Genomic DNA, 23,204 nt, shown 5'->3' with positions numbered 1-23,204 from the left:
TGAGCGCGGATTGTAACGGAAGCGTCATTCACGGACTCGCGGTGTTTCCAATTGGGCACCAATCCAATTAGGACCAGCAATGGATCAATCGGATATATCCCCGCACGGCTTCAACGTCGGCTTCCCAAATCGCGTTGACGATTTGTCTAACGTCTTCGCAACGAGTTACACAGGAATCATCGCGTTCATGGCAGTGGCCGCGGAGGGGAGCTTCGTCAAAGCCGGGGAGCGATTGGGAATCGGGCGCTCGGCTGTCTGCCGAAATGTTCAGAAGCTCGAAACGCAGTTGAGCACTCGCCTTTTCCTTAGAACCACCCGGTCAACCCAGCTGACGCTGGAGGGCAAGCGATTCTTCGAGAAATGCGATCAGGGCGTGAGCCGTATCATCGAGGCGATGAATGACATGCTCGAGCTTCGTGAAGGCCCGCCACGCGGCCTCGTTCGCATCAGCTCGACAGTGGGATTCGGCAGAAAGGTGGTGGAGCCGCTACTCGAAAAATTCATGAAGGCCTACCCCGAGATCGCGGTCGATCTGTTGCTCGACGATCGCCCGACCGACTTTGTCTCCGATCAGATCGACGTGGCTTTTCGCGATGGGCGCATCGAAGACTCCAGCATTATCGCCAAACAACTGGTGCCGATGCAGATGGCGCTTTGCGCCGCACCCTCCTACGTGCAAGCGTATGGCCTGCCGAATGCCCTCGAAGACCTGTCTCAACATGAATGCATCAACTTCCGCTTCTCCAATGGCCGCGTGTGCGAATGGGAGTTCAAGGTCGATGGTCAGGTGCGGAAGTACCTGCCCACGTCTCGCCGCACATTCAACGACGCCGACCTGGTCTTGAATGCGGTGCTCCAAGGCCGCGGCATTGCGCAGATGCCCGGCTATCAGGTGTGCGAACTCATCGCGCGCAATGAGCTCGTCATGGCTTTAACGCGGTATGTGCCGGATGATCGCGGCCACTATATCTGTTATCTAAGCCGGCAACATTTGCCATCGCGCATTCGGGTGTTCGTCGATTTCATGACGGACGAGATTCGCGCACTCAACCTGCTTTGTCTGCCGAATTTCTATACGGAAGAATCAAAAACCGATCTTCAGGCGTGAAGCGACTCACCTCCTGCTGACTTCGTGAGCACTAACCTCGGTGGCACCCATTGGTGCTGGCGAGGAAACAGTGAGTGTTCCGACGCGTATCTACCGCGGCTAAGACCGCGCGCCTACCATTCCGACATCACAACGCCGTCCGCTCCATCAAGTTGACGAATCGTTGAGCGCGTTGGAGGAGAACATCATGTTTCGTCTCGGACCGCTGCTGCTGTTCGTAGGCTGGATCATGCTATCCGCTGTCAATGTCGGGCTCGCCATTGCCGTCTCGTTCAGCGGCGTTCTCTGAGGCCTGACATCCGCCTCCCACATCGCGATCTTCCCGCGAGGCCTGTCGACGGACAGCAGTAATCAATATTCTCGAGCCGATTTTCGTCAGGTAGCCGATCACATTATTTAGTAATCCTAACGGAATTGACATGAGCCCACAGAACAACCCCAGCGCCCACACGCCATTGACTGGCGCCAGGTTCGCACTCGGCACGTTCGCCGTCGCGCTCGCCACGTTCATGAACGTGCTCGATTCGTCGATTGCCAACGTCGCGATTCCGACGCTCTCCGGCAACCTAGGCGTGTCGGTCGACGAGGGTACGTGGGTCATTACGCTGTTCGCCGCGGCCAATGCAGTGTCGATTCCGCTGACCGGCTGGCTCACGCAACGGGTCGGTCAGGTCAGGCTGTTTGTCTGGGCGATCTTGCTGTTCGTGCTGTCGTCCGCAGCATGCGGACTCGCTCCGAATTTGCCGCTGCTGCTCGCCGCCCGCATCGTGCAGGGTGCTGTGGCAGGACCGCTCGTGCCGCTGTCGCAGGCGTTGCTTCTCTCCTCCTTTCCCAAGGAGAAGAGTTCTGGCGCACTGTCGCTGTGGGCGATGACCGCGACAGTCGGGCCGATTGCAGGTCCCGCGCTGGGCGGCTGGATCACCGACAGCTATAGCTGGTCCTGGATCTTCTATATCAACGTCCCGGTTGGCCTCTTCGCTGCCGGGGTGATCTGGGCGATTTACCGGGACCGCGAAACCCCTGTGCGCAAGGTTCCGATCGACAAGATCGGGTTGCTCTCGCTAATCGTATGGGTCGCATCGCTACAGATCATGCTCGACAAGGGCAAGGATCTCGACTGGTTCAACTCTTCGGTGATCTGGGTGTTGACCATCGTCGCGGCAGTCAGCTTTCTGTTCTTTCTTATCTGGGAACTCACGGCGGAAAAGCCGGTTGTCGATTTGCGTCTCTTTGCGGGGCGCAATTTCCTCGGCGGCACGGTGGCGATTTCGGTTGCGTTCGCAATCTTCTTCGCGAATCTGGTCGTCCTGCCGCAGTGGATTCAGGGCTATCTCGGCTATCGCTCAGTAGATGCAGGGCTCGTGACCGCGCCGCTCGGCATCTTCTCGGTAATGCTGGCGCCCGTACTGGGAAAGATCATGCCGCGCTCCGACACGCGGGTGCTCGCCACGTTGGCCTTTATCGGATTTGCCGGGGTGTTCCTGATGCGCTCGCATTACACGACGAACGTCGACGCCTACACGCTGGTTCTGCCAACCCTGCTGCAAGGCATCCCCACCGCGCTCTTCTTCACGCCACTCACGGCCATCATCCTGTCGGGGCTGCCGCCCGAGAAGATTCCTGCCGCGGCCGGCCTGTCCAACTTCGCGCGCATTTTCGCGGGCGCGGTGGGGACGTCTCTGGTCACCACCAGCTGGAACGACCGGACGATCCTGCATCACGCAAGGCTTGTCGAAGTGACGAGCGTGAACAATCCAAACTTCGTCAGCACGATTGCCAACCTGCAAACCACGCTCAATACGAGCGCTGCCAAAGCCACCGCTTTCTTCGAATCGTCACTCAACGCGCAGGCATCAATGCTTGGGCTGAACGACATTTTCTGGATGTCGGCGGTGATCTTTGTCGCGATCATTCCGCTGATCTGGTTGACGAAGCCTGGCAAGGGTGCAGGCGCGGGCGCGGCGGCTGCAGGTGGCCACTGAGCGGTGCCTCGCACGCAGCGTCGGATTCATGCTGATCACGGCACGCCACTCCTCGGGTTTCGGCTTGGTGCGTATGCGGCTTCCATTACTCATTTGATCGGGCTCGTCGAAAATGAAATCGCAGACTTGCAGTTCGGGCATTGGCACTCGCGCCCTGAAACGGAGTGCGTCGGCAATCTGTGCCGCGGCGCTTTCGGCATGTGCAAACTACGCAGGCATCCATAGCGACAAACAGATCGCGCAGCCGCAACAACTCGAGACGTCTCGAAGCCTGCCCGCCGAGCACGGCCACTGGCCCGCTGCCGATTGGACCGAACAGTTCGGCGATGCGCAGCTAAGGAGGCTGATCGCCGAAGCGCTGAATGGCAGCCCGACGCTCGCGCAGGCACGCGCACGGGTGAGCGCGGCACAGGCCTTTAGCGAAACCGCAAAGGCCGCTACGATGCCGCGCGTCGACGCGAACTACGCGCTGACGCGCCAGCAGTTCAGCAGCACCGCGATGATTCCGCCGCCCTATGCGGGCTCATGGCAGACCGAAAACAAGGGGCTGCTGAGCGCATCGTACGACCTCGACCTCTGGGGCAAGAATCGCGAAGCGCTGAGGGCGGCCGTGTCGCAGATGCAAGCGAGCAAGGCCGACGAAGAATTGGTGAAGCTAACGCTGAGTACCGCGATCGCACGCACTTACAACGAGTTGGCCCGCCTTTATGTGCTGCGCGATGTTGCACTGCAGGAAGTGGCGCGCCGCGAACAGATCGATCGGATCACCGCAGGCCGCATCGCAACCGGCCTCGATACCGAAGTGGAGCGTAAGACGGCGCAGGCGAATCTGGCAACGAGCCGCGCCAGTGTCGCCGCGTTCGACGGCCGCATCCTGACGACGCGCTACCAGTTGGCCGTCTTGATCGGCGCCGGGCCTGATCGCGGTCTCTCGATCGAGCGTCCCGCACTCGGCACCGGCGACGACGTGCGGCTGCCGGACAACCTGCCGGCGGATTTGTTGGGCCGCCGCCCCGACATCGTCGCTGCCCGCTGGCGTGTCGATGCGATGACACACGAAGTGAAGGAAGCGAAGGCGGAGTTCTATCCCGACATCAACCTGAGCGCAGCGATCGGCCTCGACGCGCTCGGTTTCGGCCGCTTCCTCACCGCCGCGAGCCGCACGGCTTCGGTGGGCCCCGCGATCCACTTGCCGATTTTCGACGCAGGTGCACTGCGTGCGCAGCTCAAGGGCCGCTATGCCGAGTTCGATTATGCGGTGGCCGCCTACAACCAGACGCTCGTGACGGTACTTGCCAACGTTGCCACGCAGCTTGGCGAGATCCGCTCAAGCGATGCGCAGCTTGTCGACGCACAAACGGCGCAGCGGGCGGCACAGAGCGCAGACCAACTCGCGATCACGCAGTACAAGGCCGGTCTCGCCAACCAGCTGACCGTGCTCAATGCGGATGTCACAGCATTGAACGCCGATCTAGCCGTGGCCAACCTGAAGATGAACCGCCGCGATCAGCAGATTGCACTGGCATCAGCGCTCGGCGGCGGCTATGTCGACACCTCGGCACAGGCAATCCATCGCACAGATGCGGTTGCGCAAACCAACGCCACCGGCGCCGCGCATTGAACGGCAGTTCGCCTACCCCTCAGGAGATTTGAAATGAGCGATACCATTACTTCGGGCCGCGAGCGGGCGGAACAACGTGGCGAAACGACCAGTGGCGCGCAGACCACTACCACCGTCAATAGTGCGGGCGCAACGCCCCCCAATCGACGCAAGCCCCTGATTGCGCTCCTGGCAATCGCCGTGGTGGTAGCGGGTGCGGCCTATGGCGCCCACTACTACACGTACGGCCGCTATCACGAGTCCACCGACGACGCCTATGTGAGCGGCAATCTGGTGCAGTTGACACCGCAGGTCACAGGCACGGTAATCGCTGTCAACGCCGACGACACGCAGATCGTGAAGGCGGGCGAGGCGGTCGTGACGCTCGACCCCGCCGATGCGAAGATCGCACTGACCAACGCCGAGGCGGCCCTTGGTCAGACAGTGCGTCGCGTGAGCAGTCTGTATGTGAATAACGACTTCTATGCAGCGAACGTCGCGCAACGTAAATCCGAGCTTGCGCGCGTCGCGGACGACTTGCGTCGGCGCGAGGCCGTCGCGAATACGGGCGCCGTGTCGGCCGAAGACATTGCCCACGCCCGCGATGCGGTGAACGCGGCGCAGGCGGCCCTCGACGCTGCGCGCCAGCAGGATGAAGCAAACCATGCGCTGACTGACCGCACAACGGTCGACCGTCATCCCGACGTGCAGGCCGCCGCGTCGAAAGTGCGAGACGCGTATCTGGCCTACGCCCGCAACACGTTGCCTGCGCCGGTGACGGGCTATATCGCGAAGCGCTCGGTTCAGGTGGGCCAACGGGTGTCGCCCGGCACGCCGCTGATGGCAATCGTGCCACTCGACGGCGTGTGGGTCGATGCGAACTTCAAGGAAGTGCAACTGAAGCACATGCGCATCGGCCAGCCCGTTACGCTGACAGCGGACGTGTACGGTTCGAGCGTCGTCTATCACGGCCGGATCGAAGGCTTCTCAGCCGGCACGGGCGGCGCGTTTGCGACACTGCCGGCGCAAAACGCCACGGGTAACTGGATCAAGATCGTTCAGCGTCTACCGGTGCGCATCCTGTTGGATCAGCGCGAACTTGAAGCCCATCCGCTGCGTATCGGCCTGTCGATGCAGGTCGATGCCGACACGCATGATGTTTCGGGCGCCCAGCTCGGTGCGGCGAACAACACGAGTTATCGCACCGACGTCTTCGCACGGCACGGCGCCGAGGCCGATGCCGAGATCGCTCGCCTCATCGAGCAGAACAAGACGGCTTCGCGCGAGATTGCCTCCAAGGCAGTGGCAAACGCAGCGCCAAAAGCGGCCGCGAAGAAAGTTGCTTCGCGCGACCGCACGGGCAACGCAGGTTGATGCATTTCACCCGCTGCCGCGCCGTGAAGCCCGGCAGCCCCACTCACTCAAGAAACGAGGTAACAGCTATGAAACGCAGGATTCTGATTGTCGGCGGCGGCTTTGCCGGCCTGTGGACAGCGCTGGGCGCCGCGCGTGTCGTCGATCTGCAGGGCGACGCCCGCTCGACGGTCGAGATAACGCTGGTGTCCCCACGACCCGAGCTTCACATACGCCCGCGCTTGCATGAAGCTCACCCCGAGCAGATGGCGGTGCCGTTCCTGCCGTTGCTGAATGCCGTCGATGTGAACTTCGTCGAAGGCACGGTCGAGCGCATCCATCGTGCCGATCGCTGCGTGGATGTCACCACGGCGACCGGCGAGACGCAATCTGTCGGCTATGATCGCCTCGTGCTGACGAGCGGCAGCCGTCTGTTCCGTCCGCCGCTGCCTGGACTAGCCGACCACGCGTTCGCGGTGGACCAGCTCAACGAGGCCGTTGCGCTGCGCGAACACCTGGAGAGCCTGGCATCGAAGCCGGACACCGCGGCGCGCAATACCTTCGTGGTGGTAGGCGGTGGATTCACCGGGCTCGAAGTCGCAACAGAACTGCCGCAACGGCTTCGTGCCATCCTCGGCGAAACCGTGCGCCCGCGCATCGTTGTGGTGGAGCGCGCCGACGCCATCGGCCCCGATCTCGGGCCTGGTCCGCGTCCCGAGATCATCGAGGCACTGGACCACCTCGGCATCGAAACGCGTGTGGGCGCCGGCGTGGTCTCACTGGATGCCACCGGCGTCGTCACTGCGTCCGGCGAGCGTATCGATGCCGACACCGTCATCTGGACCGGCGGCATGGTGGCAAGCGGGTTGACTGCGCAGGTGTCGCCAAACGTGGATCGCCAAGGCCGCATGGAAGTAGCCGCCGACCTTCGTGTGACAGGCGCTAACGACATCTTCGGCGCAGGCGACGTGGTACGCGCACTCACCGACGATGAAGCGCACTACTCGCTGATGTCGTGCCAGCACGCACAATTCATGGGGCGATTCGCCGGTCATAACGTAGCCGCCGATCTGCTGGGCTTGCCGACCATCGAGTACCGTCAGCCGTTCTACGCGACGTGTCTGGACCTCGGCGTGTGGGGAGCTGTCTATACGGAAGGCTGGGACCGGCAGGTCAAGCTCACGCGTAAGGAAGGCAAGGAACGCAAGATGCTCATCAACACACAATGGATCTACCCACCCGCGGCCGATCGCGAGCAAGCGCTCGCCGCAGGCAATCCCTATCTCTCGTAGGCGTAACACGCTTGTCTTGTGCTGCGTGCGATTTGCCGACGTTCCCCGTGCTCGGGGGAACGTCGGCGTGGGACCCACCGCGGCGCAGTGCGGGATTCAGTCGACTATCGATAGCGTCGCGAGCCCCGCTGGGCATTGCACATCCATCGCTCTCGTCTGCTCGGTCATATAGTCGATGAACACGCGGATTCGCGCGGGAAGATGCTTACGACTGAGATAGCAGATGTAGTGGCCGCCATCGTCGGGAGCGTACTGCGCGAGACAACTGATCAACTGACCGCTGCCAAGCAGATCGCACACTTGATAGGCCGGCAACTGCGCGATGCCGAGGCCGTCGAGCACCGCCTGCACGATCAGCTCTGCATCGTTGAATGTGTGCTGCGCGACAGGCTGGCGCCGCACAGCACGGCCGTCGACCTTGAACTCCCAGTCGGTGACGCGGCCAGAGGCCGTGCGGAAATTAATGCAGCGATGCGCCACGAGTTCGTCGACGTTTTGCGGCAAACCGCTAATACGTGCATAAGCGGGCGACGCGCAGACGATCGTCTGCATCGCAATGAGTTGTCGCGCGACTATCCCGCTGTCTTCCATGCGTCCGTCGCAAAACGCAACGTCGACGCGATCCGCGGTGAAGTCGGCGGGGCGCTCGTTCAACAACAATTCCAGCGCGATGTCGGGATATTTCGAATGAAAGCCTTGCAGCAGCGGCGCGACGATCTTTCGGCCGAAGCCCGACGTCGACGAGATGCGCAGATGGCCGCGAGGCGGGCCGTTGCGCAGTTCGCGCATGTCCTCGAGCGCCTGGACGATACGCTCTATGCCAGGCTGACAGTTCTCGTAGAAAAGATCGCCCTCGCGCGTCAGCGAGGTACTGCGCGTCGTGCGCAGGAACAGACGCACCTCGAGCTGGGCCTCGAGTTTCTGCACGTTGCGGCTAACCGATGAACGGCCAATGCCGAGGCGGTCGCCCGCGCGGGCGAAGCTGCCTTCATTCGCGACAGCCAGAAAAGAAAGGACCCCGGCATAGCTGGCCGCAAAGCTGCTCGCGAACGGGTCGTTGTTGCCTGCGAAGGGGCGATGTGATCGGGAGTCTGACATACAGGCGCGAGTCGTAAAGTCCAAACTCGGCTAGACGTAACAGCACGGTCATTTGTGACATCGCTCGCCGGTTTTTTTTAGCGATGGGCACCGGTGGCGATTGCAGCTTCAACTTTTGGCGTATGCCGCGGCAATGCGCGCGAGCTTGTCGGGGTTGAGTTGCACGAAGATGCGCTCGATGCGTTCGCCGTCCGTTTCGAACAACTGGGCGGATTCGAGCTTTCCTCCGATGAAACGCAGCAGCGCCCACTGACCATTGAGTTCGGCGAGCTTGATGCTGAGCTCGCTGCCGTAACGCCGCGCCGACGCATAGAAAAGCTGGGCAATTCGCCGGCCGCCCACCATCGGTTTCGGGAAGCTCGGCACTTTTCCGCCACCATCGCCGATCAGCGTGGCGTCTTCGGCCAGCAATGCGTTGATCGCATGGAAGTCGCCGCGCTCCACCGCCTGCGCGAACATCTGCAACAGACGGTGGTACGTCTCGCGCGGTACCGCATAACGCGGGCGCTCGTCGCGTAGCTGGGCTTTTGCACGACTCACCAGTTGCCGACACGCCGCCTCCGTCTTACCGATAACCGCGGCGACTTCGCTGTAGTCAGCGTCGAAGATCTCTCGCAACAGGAAAGCTGCGCGAGCTTCGGGCGTCAGCCGCTCGAGCAGCATCAGAAATGCGACGGAAACGTCATCTGTACGCTCTGCTATCTCCTCGGGGGTAGCCGGAAAGCCAGTGATCTCCGGCTCGGGCAACCAGACGCCTCGGTAGTGTTCGCGCTGAATCTTCGCCGCGCGCAGACGGTCGATGGACAGCCGCGTTGTGACCGCGACGAGCCATGCTTCCGCGTTGTCGATGCTTTCGCGAGCCGCGGCATCCCAGCGCAGCCAGACGTCCTGCACGATATCTTCGGCTTCCGCCACGGAGCCCAGCATTCGATAGGCAATCTTCTGCAACCGCGGGCAGAGCACATTAAAGGTATGCGCGTCGTCGTCCATGAACAACCGTCCCCTTGCGTTCTGCACAAGCCTGATCGGAATAGCGTGCCTGAGGCCGCATATTGCCACGGACGGGACAGCGCTCCGCTCCCCCTGGATTGCCCTCGTTATTGATAAGTACTCCGAAATATTCAGATCACGATTGCGCCGACTGCCCATTCGGCGCGACCGCATCGCCCGGCGACACCACCACGGTGCGCAGCGGATTGGCGATCTCGATGCCGCGTTCACGGAATTGCTGGAAAATGCGCCGATTGAATTCGCGTTGCACGGGCCAGCGCGCCGTATCGCGGCATTGCATCTGCCCGATCAGCGCCACCATCGCGCCGTCCACCTGATCGACGCCCCAGAAGCTGAAATCGGACACGATGCCGTCCTTGAACTTCGGGTCTTCACGTAGCTCTTTCCCGATTTCCGACAAGGTCTGCACAGCAAGATCGATGTCTTGCCCGTACGCGATGTTGATCTTGACTGATGCATTGCCAAGGCCACGATTCGTATTGTTGACCGTCGTCACCGAGCTGAACGGAATCGTGTACAGCGAGCCATCGCCACCACGCAGGCGCACGGTACGAATCGACAGATATTCGACCACGCCCGACACGCCGGCCACCGTCACCCAGTCGCCCACCTGCATCGCATTCTCCATCAACAGGAACATGCCGGTAATGAAGTCTTGTACGAGCTTTTGCGATCCGAAACCGAGCGCTACGCCAAAGATGCTCGCGCCCGCGAGTAACGGGCCAATGTTGACGCCGATTTCGCTGAGGCCCGTCAGCCCGACGACGAGCGCGATGCCGATGAACAGTGCCGTGCGAAACATCGGCAGCAAGGTCCGCAACCGCGCCGCGCGCATCAGGTCTCCAGCCGTGGTCCATTTGATCAGCCGCCGCTCGATCGACACGTTGATCGCTTCCCATACGACGATCGCGGCGAATGCTGCCACCGCCACCGTGATACAGGCCGACAGGAACCGTCGCCCCAAGTCTTTTTCCACTAGCGCCTGCCACATATGGATGCCCCACACCGACAGGACAAAATTGGCGGCCACGAGCACGATCGCGAGGGAGATCACCCGACGCAGCAACGGATAGTAGCGATGCGCGTGCTGCAGGGCAATGGAGCCATCCGGGCCGTTCGCCGAACGGAACATGCGACCGAGTACACCGTATGTGACGATCGCGACCAACCGCGCCCCGATCAAGATAGCGAGCGAAATACCGCCATGACCGAGCAGCACGCGATAGCCGCTCCGTACGTCGAGCGCCCAAACGAACCACAAGGCCATCACGACAAAAACGGCGATGAACGCCCAGGCATCGGCAAGCCAATGGCCGATGAATGCAAACGCACGCGTCTTGCCGGTGGTCTCGCGAATCCATGCGGCAACAGGCGCGCGAATTTGCAGAATCAAAAAGGCAATCATCACGTGACCGATCAGCGTGACCGCTTTCACAATGCCAAGGTGCGCTTCGGTGGAAAGCCCAAGCGGCACAGGCGCTTCGGCAAGCGCGATGCCCAACGCAACCACCGCGATCAGCCGGACGAGCCATCGCTCGATGAACGTCGCGGACTCGTCCGACAACCGCACGAGCCTCAGCTTGGGCGCGTCCGTCGCGAGCAAGAGCCCACATGCAAGCGCGATGACACGAGCGATGGCGAAGATTTGTATCAGCGTATCGAGGACGCCTTCCTCAGCCGTTCCGTCATCGGTGAGCAGTGACATCGCAAGCACGGCGATGGCAACCGACACCACGAGCGGAATCGCTTTCAAAAGCGTATGCAACAACGCGAACGGCAACCGCTGCAGCAACGACCAGTGTTGACCTGCGCGCGCTGCATTGCGTTGAGTGCGCGCGGCACGTTCGGCATCGGCATCGATTGCATGCGCACCGGGCCGCTTGGCGATGGCTTGCGATGCGTCGATCGCATCGTTGGCTGCTTTATCTGCGGCTTTATCTGCGGCTTTATCTGCGGCTTCATCCGCGGCTTCATCCGCGGCATCGTTGGCGGCCGTCGTCGCTGTATCGCGATCGGCACCATTCGCGCCAAGCGCGGCGATGCGATTCTTCAACAACCGTGCGATAAGCACGCCAACCAGCCATGCCGGCAACAGCGCCGCCGATAGCGTGCCCGCGAGCTCGCGCAGCTGCGCTCGTCCATTCACGCTCGAGATCTCATAGCCCCACCACGCGCGTACCGAACCCACATCGAGCAGCGCCGCGGACGAACGCCGCACTGACAACGCCGCATTACGTAGCGTCTTGGCCGTCTGGCGCGCCACCTGCGAAACGAGCCCGTTTTCGGTGATAGCAGCCAGCACCGCCGATGCGCCGCTGGCCGGCGCCGCACTAGCCGCGGTGCTGCTCGCGGGCGGCGCACTCAATGCACCCGCAGCCGCAATGGCCCGCAACGTATCCGTGAGTTTGGCGCGCGTCCTCGGGTCGTTGATCGCGTCAAGCGCGCGCTTCGCTTGGTCCGGCGTCAGCGTGACAGGTGACGGATTCGAAGCCGCCGACGCTGAGGCCGCCTGTTGGCCATAGGCGGCGCCGGTCAAACATAAGAAGAACAACGCCACAACGATGAATTTGCGCATAGGACAAAACGGTGGGGAAACGAAGGACAAGAGCAGATAAGGCGCAAGCGGGGCGCCAGCCGTTGCCGGCTCGAAGCACGACACTCCCTACGACCTCGCTCTCACGCAAACGGTTCATAAAAGCGATGCGCGGGGTGCAGCAATAATCGCGCCTGCTTACATTTGCCTTTCGTATCTGGCCATGTCCGCCTGCGTCTCAAGCGCGTTCGAGCGCCGCCATTTCCCGCACGAGCACAAGCAGCATCGCGAGGCTCGCACCGCCCGTTGCCCGTTGTTCCGCGAGCAAGCGGCCGTAACGCGCAAGCGCCGCCGCCCGTTTCGTCTGCCATGCGTCGGCGATCGATTCGGGTGTGTCGTGCTCGGCATGGAGCGCGCTTGCGGTCAACGCACGCTTGAGCCGGGCGAGCTCCGCTAACGCGGCGGCCCGCGCAAGCACGTCCCAATGTGTCGGCGTTGGCAGTGCGCCGACGCGTTCGGCGATGAACGCATAGTTGAGCGCGGTGCCGAGCGCAAAATAAACGCCTGCGACGAGCTCAAGCGGTCGCGCCGTCGTCGAAGCGATATCGGCGATATCCAGCACCGATGCCGCAATCTCGCCACTGGCGACGCGCGTGGCCAGCTCCGCATCGACTCCAGCCGCTTCGAGCGACTGCCTGCGCTCGGCCAGCGACGCAAGGTCAGCCTCGGGCAGCAGTCGATCAAGCTGCGGCAAAAGCCGCTCGGCCGCTTCGCGGCATCGCTCGATCAACGCCGCCATCGCATCGCCGCCTTCACGCGTCATGTCGGTAGCCTGCATATGCCGCAAGAACCAGAGCGCGGAACGCTCGAGCATGCGCGCGACGTCGACGAACATGCGCGCCTGCACATCGTCGGCCACGTCGTTTCCGAGTGCGTCGATGCGCGTCCAGATGTCGTCGATATGAAACACGTCGCGGGCCACGATTGCGGCGCGCACGATCTCGCTCGCCTTCGCATCTGTTTCCTCCTGCAGCCCATGCACGAATGTGCAACCGACGCGATTGACGAGTGCATTCGCCAAATGGGTCGCGAGAATTTCGCGCTTGAGCGGATGATGCTCGCTTGCTGCGGCAAAGCGCACTTGCAGCGGCTTCGGGAAATAATCGCGAAAGAAATCGGCGACGAGCGGGTCCTCCGGCAAATCGGAGCCCAGCAGTTCATCGAACAACCACATCTTGCTGTAAGCGAGCAGCACCGCGCGCTCGGGCGACGTGAGCCCGAGCCCTGCGGCCTGACGCTCCGTTACTTCCTCATCGGTCGGCAAAAATTCGATCACACGATTGAGCCGGCCCGCGCGTTCGAGCGCGCGCATCAACCGAATCTCGGCGTCGAGCAATGCGGCCGAATAACGCCCCGCTATCGAAAGTGCCCGCGTTTGCTGATAGTTATCGCGCAGCACCAGTTCGCCAACCTCATCCGTCATCTCGGCGAGCAAAGCATTGCGCTGCTTCTCGGTCAGCTCGCCCTCGGTGACGACGAGCCCGAGCAGAATCTTGATGTTGACCTCATGGTCCGAACAATCCACGCCCGCGGAGTTGTCGATGGCATCCGTATTGACGCGTCCGCCTTTCAGCGCATATTCGATTCGCCCAAGCTGCGTGAGCCCAAGATTGCCGCCTTCGGCGACGACCTTCGCGCGCAGCTCCGCGCCATTCACGCGCACGCCGTCGTTGGTCCGGTCGCCCACTTGCGCGTGCGTTTCGCGCGTTGCCTTCACGTACGTGCCAATGCCGCCGTTATAAAGAAGATCGACGGGCGCGAGCAAAATTGCGCGAATAAGTTCGTTAGGCGCAAGCGCGGTTGCATCGACACCGAGCACTGCCCGCACCGCCGGCGACACGACAATCGTCTTCGCCGTACGCGGATAGATACCGCCGCCCGTCGAAATGAGCGTGGCATCGTAATCGGCCCAACTCGATCGCTCCAATGCGAAAAGCCTCGCCCTTTCGACAAAGCTCGCTTCGGTGTCCGGGTTTGGATCGAGAAAGATATGACGATGATCGAATGCCGCGATCAACCGAATATGACGCGATAAAAGCATGCCGTTGCCGAACACATCGCCCGACATGTCGCCCACGCCAACCACGGTGAAATCCGTCGTCTGCGTATCGATGCTCATCTCGCGGAAATGCCGCTTCACGGATTCCCACGCGCCGCGCGCGGTGATGCCCATTTTCTTGTGGTCGTAGCCGACCGAGCCACCAGACGCGAATGCATCGTCGAGCCAGAAACCATACTCGCGCGCGATCGCATTCGCGTAGTCGGAGAACGTGGCGGTGCCTTTGTCGGCTGCTACCACGAGGTAGGGGTCGTCGACATCGTGACGCACGACGTCTTGCGGCGGAAAGATCGCACCGGCGATGCGGTTGTCCGTTACATCGAGCAGCCCGCGCAAAAACGTCTGATAGCAGGCAATGCCTTCACGCAAGATGGTTTCGCGATCGCCCCCAAGCGGCGGATTCTTCACGACGAACCCACCTTTTGATCCGACGGGCACGATCACCGTATTCTTCACCATCTGCGCCTTCATCAAGCCTAATACTTCGGTGCGAAAATCCTCGCGACGATCAGACCAGCGCAAGCCGCCTCGCGCGACGCGTCCGCCCCGCAAATGCACGCCCTCGACGCGCGGTGAATAGACCCAGATCTCAAACATCGGCTTCGGCTCGGGCAATGCCGGCACGAGCGCGGGGTCGAGCTTGAAAGAGACGTACGGCAGCGGCCGTCCATGCGGGCCACGGCGAAAGTAATTGGTCCGCACCATCGCGTTGATGACGCCGAGGAATTGACGCAAGATGCGATCCTCGTCGAGGTTCGGCACTTGATCGAGCGCCGCGCCGATTTCACCGAGCAACTGCTCCGTGCGAGAGGCGCGTGCCGCATCGAGCGCAGGGTCGAAGCGCGTCATGAACAAATCCACGAGCTTGCGCGCAAGCGGCGGGTTACCTGTTACGGCCCGCTCAATATAGGCATCGCTGAACGTGGAGCCAACTTGCCGCAGATACTTCGCAAGTGCGCGCAGAATCGACACTTCGCGCGCCCCGAGTTGGGCACGCAAGACGAGCCGGTTGAAGTCGTCGTCCTCGATTTCGCCGGCCCAAACGCATGCGAACGCCTCTTCGAAAAGCTTCTTTACGCGCTCGATGTCGAATTCGACTTCATCAGTCAGTTCGAGTCCGAAGTCGTGCACCCATGCGGGCTCGGCATCTCGCGGCTCGATCAAATAAGGGCGCTCCTCGTCCACGCGCACGCCGAGATGTTCGAGCATCGGCAAGCTGCGCGACAGCGCGATCGATTGCCCGACGCGATAAACCTTGAATCGAAACGCGCGCGCCGCTGCCTCGATCGGTCGATAGAGGTTCATGGCGAGCGCATTGCCGTCGCGGGCCGTTTCAATCAACTCGATATCGCGCACCGCCGTGCGCGCAGCGTAGTCTTCCCGATAGCCGGCCGGAAACGATTCCCCATAACGCTGGAGTAGCCGGTTTCCCTCTTCTTCGCCGAAGCGCTCGAGCAACGCATCGGCCAGATCGTCCTGCCATCGGCGCGTCGCCTGCACGATGCGCGCTTCGAGTTCGGTCGTATCGACTTGCGGCAGTGCCTGTGCTGCGGTGCGCACGACGATGTGAATACGCGCAAGCGGCGATTCGGACAGCAGCGGCGTGAATTCGACACTCGTACCGTTGAACGCGTCTGCGAGCAACTTGGCCATCCGTTGCCGCAAATCGGTGTTGTACTTTTCGCGCGGCACGAACACGAGACACGACACGAAGCGCTCGAAACGATCGCGCCGTACGAAAAGACGCGTGCGTTGATGCTCCTGCAAACGCAAGATGCCGAGCGCGATATCGTAGAGTTCGTCCTCGTTGGCTTGGAAAAGTTCATCGCGTGGATATTGCTCGAGCACGGTCACCAACGATTTATGCAGATGTCCCTTCGCGAGGAAGCCGACGCGCTGCATGATATTCGCGCACTTGCGCCGGACGATAGGGATATCCGCACTCGCATCGGTGTAAGCCGTCGATGTGTAAAGCCCCAAAAAGCGCCGCTCGCCGACAAGCTTGCCAGCATCGTCGAAGCGTTTCACCCCCACGTAGTCCAGATAGCCGGGCCGATGCACGGTGGCACGAGAATTCGCCTTCGTCAAAAAGAGCGGCATCGGCTCGTCGATCACTCGCATGGCGGCAGCCGGCAATGGCGTGATCTCCGCACTAACGGTATCCGAATCCGCACGGGCACCGGCATCGCGCGCCCCATCTCGCAAAATACCCGCGCCGGTACCGGGCATCGCGCGCAGTCCGAGCCCATCGCCGAGCGGCACAAGCTCGTAGTCGCGGTGGCCGAGAAACGTGAAATGATCGGCCACCATCCATTCGAGAAACGCGCGGGCCTCGGCCGCATTCGGGCGCGAATTGGGCTGTGAATTGGGCTGCGATTCGAGTTGTGATTCGCGCGCCGCCATGCGCTTGATCGTCTGCCGCGCGACCTCGATCATGCGCGGCCAGTCTTCCACGGCTGCCCGCACGTCGCCCAATATGCGCGCAATGTTCGCGCGCAACTGTGTAAGCCGCGCCGCATCGCCGCAGCGATCGATTTCGAAGTGAATGAACGATTCGAGCCGCGACTGTTGCGCCGAAGCATCCTCGCGATGCTCTGCCACACCGGGTTCGATTCGCACGATCGCACCGCTCGCATCGCGCCAGACGCGAAACACCGGGTGAATGGCCGAATGCAGCGTCAAGCCGCAACGGTTGACTTCCATCGTCACCGAATCGACGAGAAACGGCATGTCGTCGTTGACGATTTCGATGACGGTGTGATCGGAATGCCAGCCGTGCTCGTCGACCACCGGGTTATAGACGCGCAACACGTGCGAGCCCGACACGAACTTCTGCGCGATTTGCCAATGTGCCATTGCCGCACCGTAGAGGTCGGCCAACGTGCGGCTATGGACGTCCTGCGTATCGACGAGCTCGTAATAAAAGCGCAGAAACGGTTCGATCGTTTCGAATGCCGCGGCGGGCCAGCGTCCGCGCGCATAGTCGAGCAGGTCAGCCAACAAGTGCGCAACTGCTTCTTCGTTTTTCGTTTGCATACGTCCTCCGCCTCATGGAGTAGCTGCGTCGCCGCACATCCGCCGACGATCAGAAAAATCGCGTTCGCGTTTATCCCGTGCCGCCATAGCATCGCCGCATGTATGTTTCGCATCGGCAGAACCAGGAGCACGTGCAATGCCCATCGTAAAGCTCGGCGATATTGATCAGTACTACGAAGTTCATGGCAGCGGCTCGCCCATCGTATTGATTGCAGGATACACGTGCGATCACACCTTCTGGAACCAAGTTCGCAAGCCGCTTGCCGACGAGGCGCAAGTCATCGTCTTCGATAATCGCGCGGTCGGCCGCTCGAAAGACAACGGCGCGCCGTTCTCGATCGAAACCATGGCGGCCGATACTGCAGCGCTGATCGCTCATCTGGGCCTCGCGCGCCCCACTATCGTGGGTCAGTCGATGGGTGGCGCCATCGCGCAGACGATGCTCGCGAAATATCCCGATATGTGCGGCCCATGCATGATCGTCAATTCGACCATGACCTTCAGCGCACGCGCCCAAATGGCGTTGCAATGTTCGTTAGCACTCCGAAAGAATAACGCCGACGCCGATTTGCTGGCCGATGCGGCGCTGCCATGGCTGTCGGGAAACGCATGGCTTTGCGCACCCGGGAACGTCGATAACTTCAAAACGGCATTGAAGACTTGCGCCGCGCCGCAGTCCATTGCCGATCAGGCACGTCAATTGAGTGCGATCAATGCGTTCGACTCCCGCACGTTCGTTCGTCCGCGGCTCTATCCGACGCTCGTCGTCTCGTCGGCCGACGACATTCTGACGACGCCTCAAGAAGGCCGCGCGCTGGCCGAGAAGCTTGCGGTCGAATACGTCGAGCTGCCAGGCGGTCATGCCAGCCCCGTCGAGCAGCCAGTGCGGTTGGCGGAAATCGTTCTGAGCTTCGAATCGCAACTGCTACGCGCCTGAACCGTCGCCAACGTCATCGATCAACGCCGTCGCGCCAACGGCCCACTTTACGATCGTCTCGGCCAGCCATAACGGATCGTCGTGCGGCAAATCGTGGCCTGCCCATGCGTGTTCGCAGTATGTCGCCCCCCACGCGCGAGCCAGCGTGCGCGAGCAGGCGGGGTGCACGAGCCGATCCTCGCGCGACGCCACGACGAGCACAGGACATCGCGGTGCTGCCGCGCCAGCTTTGAACCGGGCGGCCGCCAGCAATTGCCGTAGCGCATTCGCCCGATTCACCGGCGCGCTGCGATATATCGCGATCCAGATGGCCAGATCGGTATCGCGCTTCTCGTTACGACGGCAGGTGAGATCGTGAATCGCAGCTTCGGCCGCGCGCCGCCCGCGCCAGTACAGCGCCGCGCGCAGCAATGCGGGCCATGCCCCGGGACGCATGCGGCGCAACATCACGCTAAACGGCCGCATGCTCGTGTTGATCAGTACGAGCCGCGCGAGTTCGTCCGGCCGGCTTTGCGCCCAGGCCACCGCCACCATTGCGCCAAGCGAAAGCCCGATGATCCGAAAAGGCGGTGTATAGCCGCGCGACAGAAGATCGGCGCGAACGAACTCGGCCATCGCATTCACGCTTGCTGGCGTTTTCACGCGAAAGTGTTCGCCGCAGCCCGGCAAATCGGCGAATACGATCTCCTCTTCGATCCCGCTCGCGTGAAGTTGCGCGGGCAGTTCGGCCCAATGCCGCGCTTCGCGAGTCAAGCCGCGCAGCAAAACCCATGCGCTCACGCTCGCCGCCTCCTGTACCAAAGCTCGATTGCACGCGACATCATGTGTTGCCGGCTTGTGCCCTGCGGCAACCAGCGTGGCGCGCCGTAGGCCGCGCGAGCGAGAAAATCGAGCAGATCGGTATGCCTTCGCAACACGCGCTCGGTGCGGTGTGCCTTGATCGGATTGAACATGCCTTCGCGCTTGAGCAGCTGCATCGGATTCTTGCGAATCCAAAGCCAGGACCCCATTTCAAGCGTCAGCGGCAGAAAAACCGACGGCGCACGCACGCGATCGTACGCGTAGTCCCACAAATCGCCATGCGCGAGATACTGCACGCTTTGCGGTTCGAACACGTAGCGGTGATGCGGATACGCGCCATCGAGCATGGCTTTTAGCGCATACATCTCAGGCAAATGCGCGATATGCCGCGTCGACTTCGCGTAGGGAAACCAGATGCTGTCGCGAAACCCATAGCCTGAATGGCAATCGAGCGCGAAGCTCACCGGCCGCGCGATCAGTTCTTCTTCAACGACGCGCAGCAACAACGCAGCCTCCAGCTCCATCGGCGCGCCGACGCGGCCGCGATACCACGGCAGCCATGGGCCAATGCGCTGACCGCCGGCAAGAAACGGCACCTGCCCCTCGGCACTAAGCGGCGCATTGCGCATCAGATCGATGCCGTTCGGATTCGAACGCCGCATCGACCACATGCCACCCGGGTTGACGATTGGCATAAACACGAGCCGAATCGAGCGCAATTGCTCGACCAGCAATTCATCCCATTCGAGCCGGCACAGCAAAATGCGCATGTAATCGAGCAGTAACTGCGTGCCGATGCGCTCGAGCCCATGAATGCCGGCAAAAAAGCCGATCGCAGGCGCAAGCGGATCGGCTGTGCCAAGCGTCGCCACATGAACAGCGAAGGCGCGGCCTTGCGTGTTGACTTCGCCCACCACCGTAATCGCCATGCGCCGGCTGGCCGTGTCGAGCACCGCTTTGAGCGCTTCGTATTCGGCGAAGCTCGTCTCCGGCACGGCGTTCAAAACGGCAGTCATCTCGTCACCACGTCCGTGCATCGAAACGAAGGGTCACCGGCCATGCGGCGGCGATGTCACCAATATAGGTCGGATCAGCCATCGCACACGCCGCTTTGCAGCGATTTTTGTCGTTCGCCGATGGCTATCGCACGAAGTCAAATTGGCTCCGTTCTTTTCTGGAAAATGGCTCTGATTATTAGAGCCAAAGATAGCTATAGTCCCCGTATCCTGATCGATAACGCGAGGAGCAGACCGTGACAAATCTCGAACTGAAGGCCCGTAAGGATGCCGCCACGCCGCGCGGCGTCGGCGTGATGTGCGACTTTTACGCGGCACGCGCCGAAAACGCGGAGCTTTGGGACATCGAGGGCCGCCGGTTCATCGATTTCGCGGCCGGCATCGCCGTCGTCAACACCGGACATCGGCATCCGCGCGTGGTCGCCGCCATCCGCGAGCAGCTCGAGCGTTTTACGCATACGGCGTATCAGATCGTGCCTTACGCGTCCTATGTCGAGCTAGCGGAAAAAATCAACCGCCGCGCGCCAGGCAATCATCCGAAGAAAACCGCGTTTTTCACAACCGGCGCCGAGGCCGTCGAAAACGCGATCAAAATCGCGCGTGCCGCAACGGGACGCCCTGGCGTGGTCGCCTTCTCCGGCGGGTTTCACGGCCGCACGATGATGGGCATGGCGCTGACAGGCAAAGTCGCGCCGTATAAGCTCGGGTTCGGTCCCTTTCCGTCCGACGTCTTCCATGCGCCGTTTCCGAACGCGCTGCACGGCGTGTCGAGCGCCGACGCGCTGCACGCCGTGGAAGCGCTGTTCAAGGCCGATATCGATCCGGCCCGCGTCGCAGCGATCATTTTCGAACCTGTGCAGGGCGAAGGTGGCTTCTACCCTGCCCCCGCCGAATTCGTACGCGGGCTGCGCCGTATCTGCGACATGCACGGCATCTTGCTGATCGCCGACGAAGTGCAAACCGGTTTTGCGCGTACGGGCAAGCTCTTTGCGATGGAGCACTATGACGTTGCTCCCGATCTGACGACGATGGCCAAGAGCCTCGCTGGCGGCATGCCGCTTTCGGGCGTGGTCGGCCGCGCCGACGTGATGGATGCGGCCGCGCCGGGCGGGCTCGGCGGCACCTATGCGGGCAACCCGCTCGCACTTGCCGCCGCGCATGCTGTGCTCGACATCATCGACGAGGAGCGCCTGTGCGAACGGGCCACTGTTCTCGGCGACCGTTTGAAGGCACAGTTGGAAGCGCTAAAGGTCGACGTGCCTCAGCTCGCCGACGTGCGTGGACCGGGCGCGATGGTCGCGGCCGAATTTCTCGTACCGGGCACGCATGAACCCGATGCAGCGTTCGCCAAACGCGTACAGCAACGCGCGCTTGAGCGCGGCTTGCTGCTGCTCGTTTGCGGCAGTTATGCCAATGTGATCCGCTTCCTGTTTCCGCTCACCGTCGAGGAACCTATTTTCGAGGAAGCGCTCGGTCTGCTCGACGAGGTATTAAAGGAATGCGTCGGCGCGATTGCTTAGGACTGCTTCGCATCTTTCGCCGCTTGTTTTCGTTGGAGTGCATATGCAGAACATGGAATCGATTGATCTGAATGACGTTTCGCTGCTAAAAAGCAAGGCGTTTATCGCAGGCGAATGGCAAACCGCGGACAACAGCGCAACCTTCGAAGTGCGCAATCCCGCCACGGGCCAGGTGCTCGCCAACGTACCGAAGATGGGCGCCGCCGAAACGCGCCGCGCCATCGAGGCAGCGAACGCGGCATGGCCGGCTTGGCGCGCGCAGCCTGCCAAGGCACGCGCGGCCATCTTGCGCAAATGGTACGAGTTGATGATCGACAATGCGGACGATCTCGCCCGCATCATGACCGCCGAGCAGGGCAAGCCGCTCGCTGAATCGAAGGGCGAGATCCAATATGCCGCATCGTTTCTCGAATGGTTCGGCGAGGAAGCCAAGCGCGTGTATGGCGACACCATTCCAAGCCCGGCCGCCGATAAACGCATCGTCGTCGTGAAAGAGCCGGTCGGGGTCTGCGTGGCGATTACGCCGTGGAACTTCCCGGCTGCGATGATCACGAGAAAAGTCGGCCCCGCGCTGGCGGCTGGATGCCCGATCGTCGTCAAGCCCGCCGAGGCCACACCGCTTTCCGCGCTCGCGCTGGCGGTGCTGGCCGAGCGTGCCGGGCTGCCGGCCGGCGTGCTGAGCATCGTCACGGGCGAACCCAAGGAAATCGGCACGGAAATGACGGGCAACGCGCTGGTGCGTAAGCTCTCGTTCACGGGCTCGACGGCAGTCGGGCGCTTGTTGATGGCGCAATGCGCGGGAACCGTCAAGAAAGTGTCGCTCGAACTCGGCGGCAATGCCCCGTTCATCGTCTTCGATGACGCCGACCTCGATGCGGCCGTCGCCGGCGCCATTGCGTCGAAATACCGCAACAGCGGCCAGACTTGCGTGTGCGCCAATCGCTTTTACGTGCACGAGCGTGTCTACGACGCATTCGCCGACAAATTGCGCGCGGCCGTCGAGCAAATGAAGGTGGGGCGCGGCACCGAGGCGGGCGTGGTTCAAGGCCCGCTGATCAACGAAGCGGCCGTGCGCAAAGTCGAAGCGCATATCGAAGACGCGGTGAACAAAGGCGCGCAAATCGTCACGGGCGGCAAGCGTCACGCGCTCGGCCACAGCTTTTTCGAGCCCACCGTGCTCACGGGCGTGACCGCGGCCATGCAGGTCGCAAAAGAAGAAACGTTCGGCCCCGTTGCGCCGCTCTTCAAATTTAGTTCGGACAACGAAGTAATCCGCTTCGCCAACGATACCGAATTCGGATTGGCCGCCTATTTCTTCAGCCGGGACATCGCCCGCGTCTGGCGCGTGGCCGAAGCGCTCGAATACGGCATGGTGGGAATTAATACCGGCATCATTTCGAACGAAGTGGCGCCATTCGGCGGGGTGAAACAATCGGGAATCGGCCGCGAAGGTTCGCATTACGGCATCGACGAATACGTCGTCGTCAAGTATCTGTGTCTCGGCGTTTGACCGTGCCCGGGTAGCGCCAAAAATTGTGTCGGCGACCTAACTATTTGTTTTATGGATGTTTTGTCGTTCTCCGCGATGCATTTTATTCAGGCAACGCGGAGAACGATTCGAAAAAGGTCTCGAAGCGTTTTTCAAAACGTTGCATTCCCGAGCCATCCGGTGTTTTACTAGCGCGGCCATCATTTTTGGCTTGGTATGCTGTGCGCCGCGCTGTTCGGCGAACGCCGGCAGCCTTGATAAAACCATCGGCCCCCGCGCGGCAAAACCATGCGGGGGTTTGAACGAACC

General features: G+C 61.7%; 14 protein-coding genes. 8 read left to right on the top strand and 6 right to left on the bottom strand.

Features of this window, described 5'->3' with window-relative positions:
* Positions 1 to 79: 79 nt before the first annotated feature.
* The 5 genes from ACSQ20_RS25755 to ACSQ20_RS25735 all read left to right on the top strand — a co-directional run bounded on the left by ACSQ20_RS25755 (position 80) and on the right by ACSQ20_RS25735 (position 7,335).
* Positions 80 to 1,108 (top strand): LysR family transcriptional regulator, encoded by a 1,029-nt coding sequence (locus tag ACSQ20_RS25755; protein WP_436025493.1) that lies wholly within the window; start codon positions 80 to 82, stop codon positions 1,106 to 1,108.
* 419 nt (positions 1,109 to 1,527) lie between these two features.
* Positions 1,528 to 3,090 (top strand): DHA2 family efflux MFS transporter permease subunit, encoded by a 1,563-nt coding sequence (locus tag ACSQ20_RS25750; protein WP_436025491.1) that lies wholly within the window; start codon positions 1,528 to 1,530, stop codon positions 3,088 to 3,090.
* 112 nt (positions 3,091 to 3,202) lie between these two features.
* A complete protein-coding gene (locus ACSQ20_RS25745; protein ID WP_436025489.1) occupies positions 3,203 to 4,711 on the top strand; it encodes an efflux transporter outer membrane subunit in 1,509 nt (502 codons plus the stop codon).
* Positions 4,712 to 4,744: 33 nt separating this feature from the next.
* Positions 4,745 to 6,064, top strand: coding sequence for an HlyD family efflux transporter periplasmic adaptor subunit (locus tag ACSQ20_RS25740; protein WP_436025487.1), 1,320 nt, complete (start codon positions 4,745 to 4,747; stop codon positions 6,062 to 6,064).
* 68 nt (positions 6,065 to 6,132) lie between these two features.
* A complete protein-coding gene (locus ACSQ20_RS25735; protein WP_436025485.1) occupies positions 6,133 to 7,335 on the top strand; it encodes an NAD(P)/FAD-dependent oxidoreductase in 1,203 nt (400 codons plus the stop codon).
* Between the two features lie 96 nt (positions 7,336 to 7,431).
* On the opposite strand, the gene ACSQ20_RS25730 is transcribed toward ACSQ20_RS25735, so the two are convergent.
* The 4 genes from ACSQ20_RS25730 to ACSQ20_RS25715 all read right to left on the bottom strand — a co-directional run bounded on the left by ACSQ20_RS25730 (position 7,432) and on the right by ACSQ20_RS25715 (position 17,132).
* A complete protein-coding gene (locus ACSQ20_RS25730) occupies positions 7,432 to 8,433 on the bottom strand; it encodes a LysR substrate-binding domain-containing protein (protein WP_436025483.1) in 1,002 nt (333 codons plus the stop codon).
* Between the two features lie 108 nt (positions 8,434 to 8,541).
* Positions 8,542 to 9,423, bottom strand: coding sequence for an RNA polymerase sigma-70 factor (locus tag ACSQ20_RS25725; protein WP_436025481.1), 882 nt, complete (start codon positions 9,421 to 9,423; stop codon positions 8,542 to 8,544).
* Positions 9,424 to 9,559: 136 nt separating this feature from the next.
* The gene (locus ACSQ20_RS25720) at positions 9,560 to 12,019 is read right to left on the bottom strand and encodes a mechanosensitive ion channel domain-containing protein (protein WP_436025479.1); all 2,460 of its coding nucleotides are present in this window, start codon (positions 12,017 to 12,019) and stop codon (positions 9,560 to 9,562) included.
* 196 nt (positions 12,020 to 12,215) lie between these two features.
* A complete protein-coding gene (locus ACSQ20_RS25715) occupies positions 12,216 to 17,132 on the bottom strand; it encodes an NAD-glutamate dehydrogenase (protein WP_436025477.1) in 4,917 nt (1,638 codons plus the stop codon).
* 136 nt (positions 17,133 to 17,268) lie between these two features.
* Here ACSQ20_RS25715 and ACSQ20_RS25710 point away from each other — a divergent pair, with 136 nt between their 5' ends.
* Complete coding sequence (locus ACSQ20_RS25710) at positions 17,269 to 18,069, top strand: alpha/beta fold hydrolase (protein ID WP_436025475.1); 801 nt, start codon at positions 17,269 to 17,271, stop codon at positions 18,067 to 18,069.
* Here the strand turns inward: ACSQ20_RS25710 and ACSQ20_RS25705 are convergent.
* Together ACSQ20_RS25705 and ACSQ20_RS25700 are read right to left on the bottom strand one after the other, a co-directional pair.
* Complete coding sequence (locus ACSQ20_RS25705; RefSeq protein ID WP_436025473.1) at positions 18,058 to 18,849, bottom strand: alpha/beta fold hydrolase; 792 nt, start codon at positions 18,847 to 18,849, stop codon at positions 18,058 to 18,060. The two genes, ACSQ20_RS25710 and ACSQ20_RS25705, sit on opposite strands and share 12 nt — an antisense overlap.
* Positions 18,846 to 19,886, bottom strand: a complete 1,041-nt coding sequence (locus ACSQ20_RS25700) for a M14 family zinc carboxypeptidase (protein ID WP_436025471.1) — start codon at positions 19,884 to 19,886, stop codon at positions 18,846 to 18,848. The genes ACSQ20_RS25705 and ACSQ20_RS25700 overlap by 4 nt, the downstream gene beginning before the upstream one ends.
* A gap of 236 nt (positions 19,887 to 20,122) precedes the next feature.
* Between ACSQ20_RS25700 and gabT the strand changes: the two genes are divergently transcribed.
* Together gabT and ACSQ20_RS25690 are read left to right on the top strand one after the other, a co-directional pair.
* On the top strand, positions 20,123 to 21,406 hold the full coding sequence (gene gabT / locus ACSQ20_RS25695; protein WP_436025469.1) for a 4-aminobutyrate--2-oxoglutarate transaminase: 1,284 nt from the start codon (positions 20,123 to 20,125) through the stop codon (positions 21,404 to 21,406).
* A gap of 43 nt (positions 21,407 to 21,449) precedes the next feature.
* Positions 21,450 to 22,916, top strand: a complete 1,467-nt coding sequence (locus tag ACSQ20_RS25690) for an NAD-dependent succinate-semialdehyde dehydrogenase (RefSeq protein WP_436025468.1) — start codon at positions 21,450 to 21,452, stop codon at positions 22,914 to 22,916.
* Positions 22,917 to 23,204: the final 288 nt, after the last annotated feature.

Origin of the sequence: Trinickia sp. LjRoot230 (assembly GCF_964253315.1) — a bacterium.
In the GTDB taxonomy this organism is placed as follows: domain Bacteria; phylum Pseudomonadota; class Gammaproteobacteria; order Burkholderiales; family Burkholderiaceae; genus Trinickia.
This window is presented reverse-complemented; position numbering and strand designations above follow the sequence as displayed.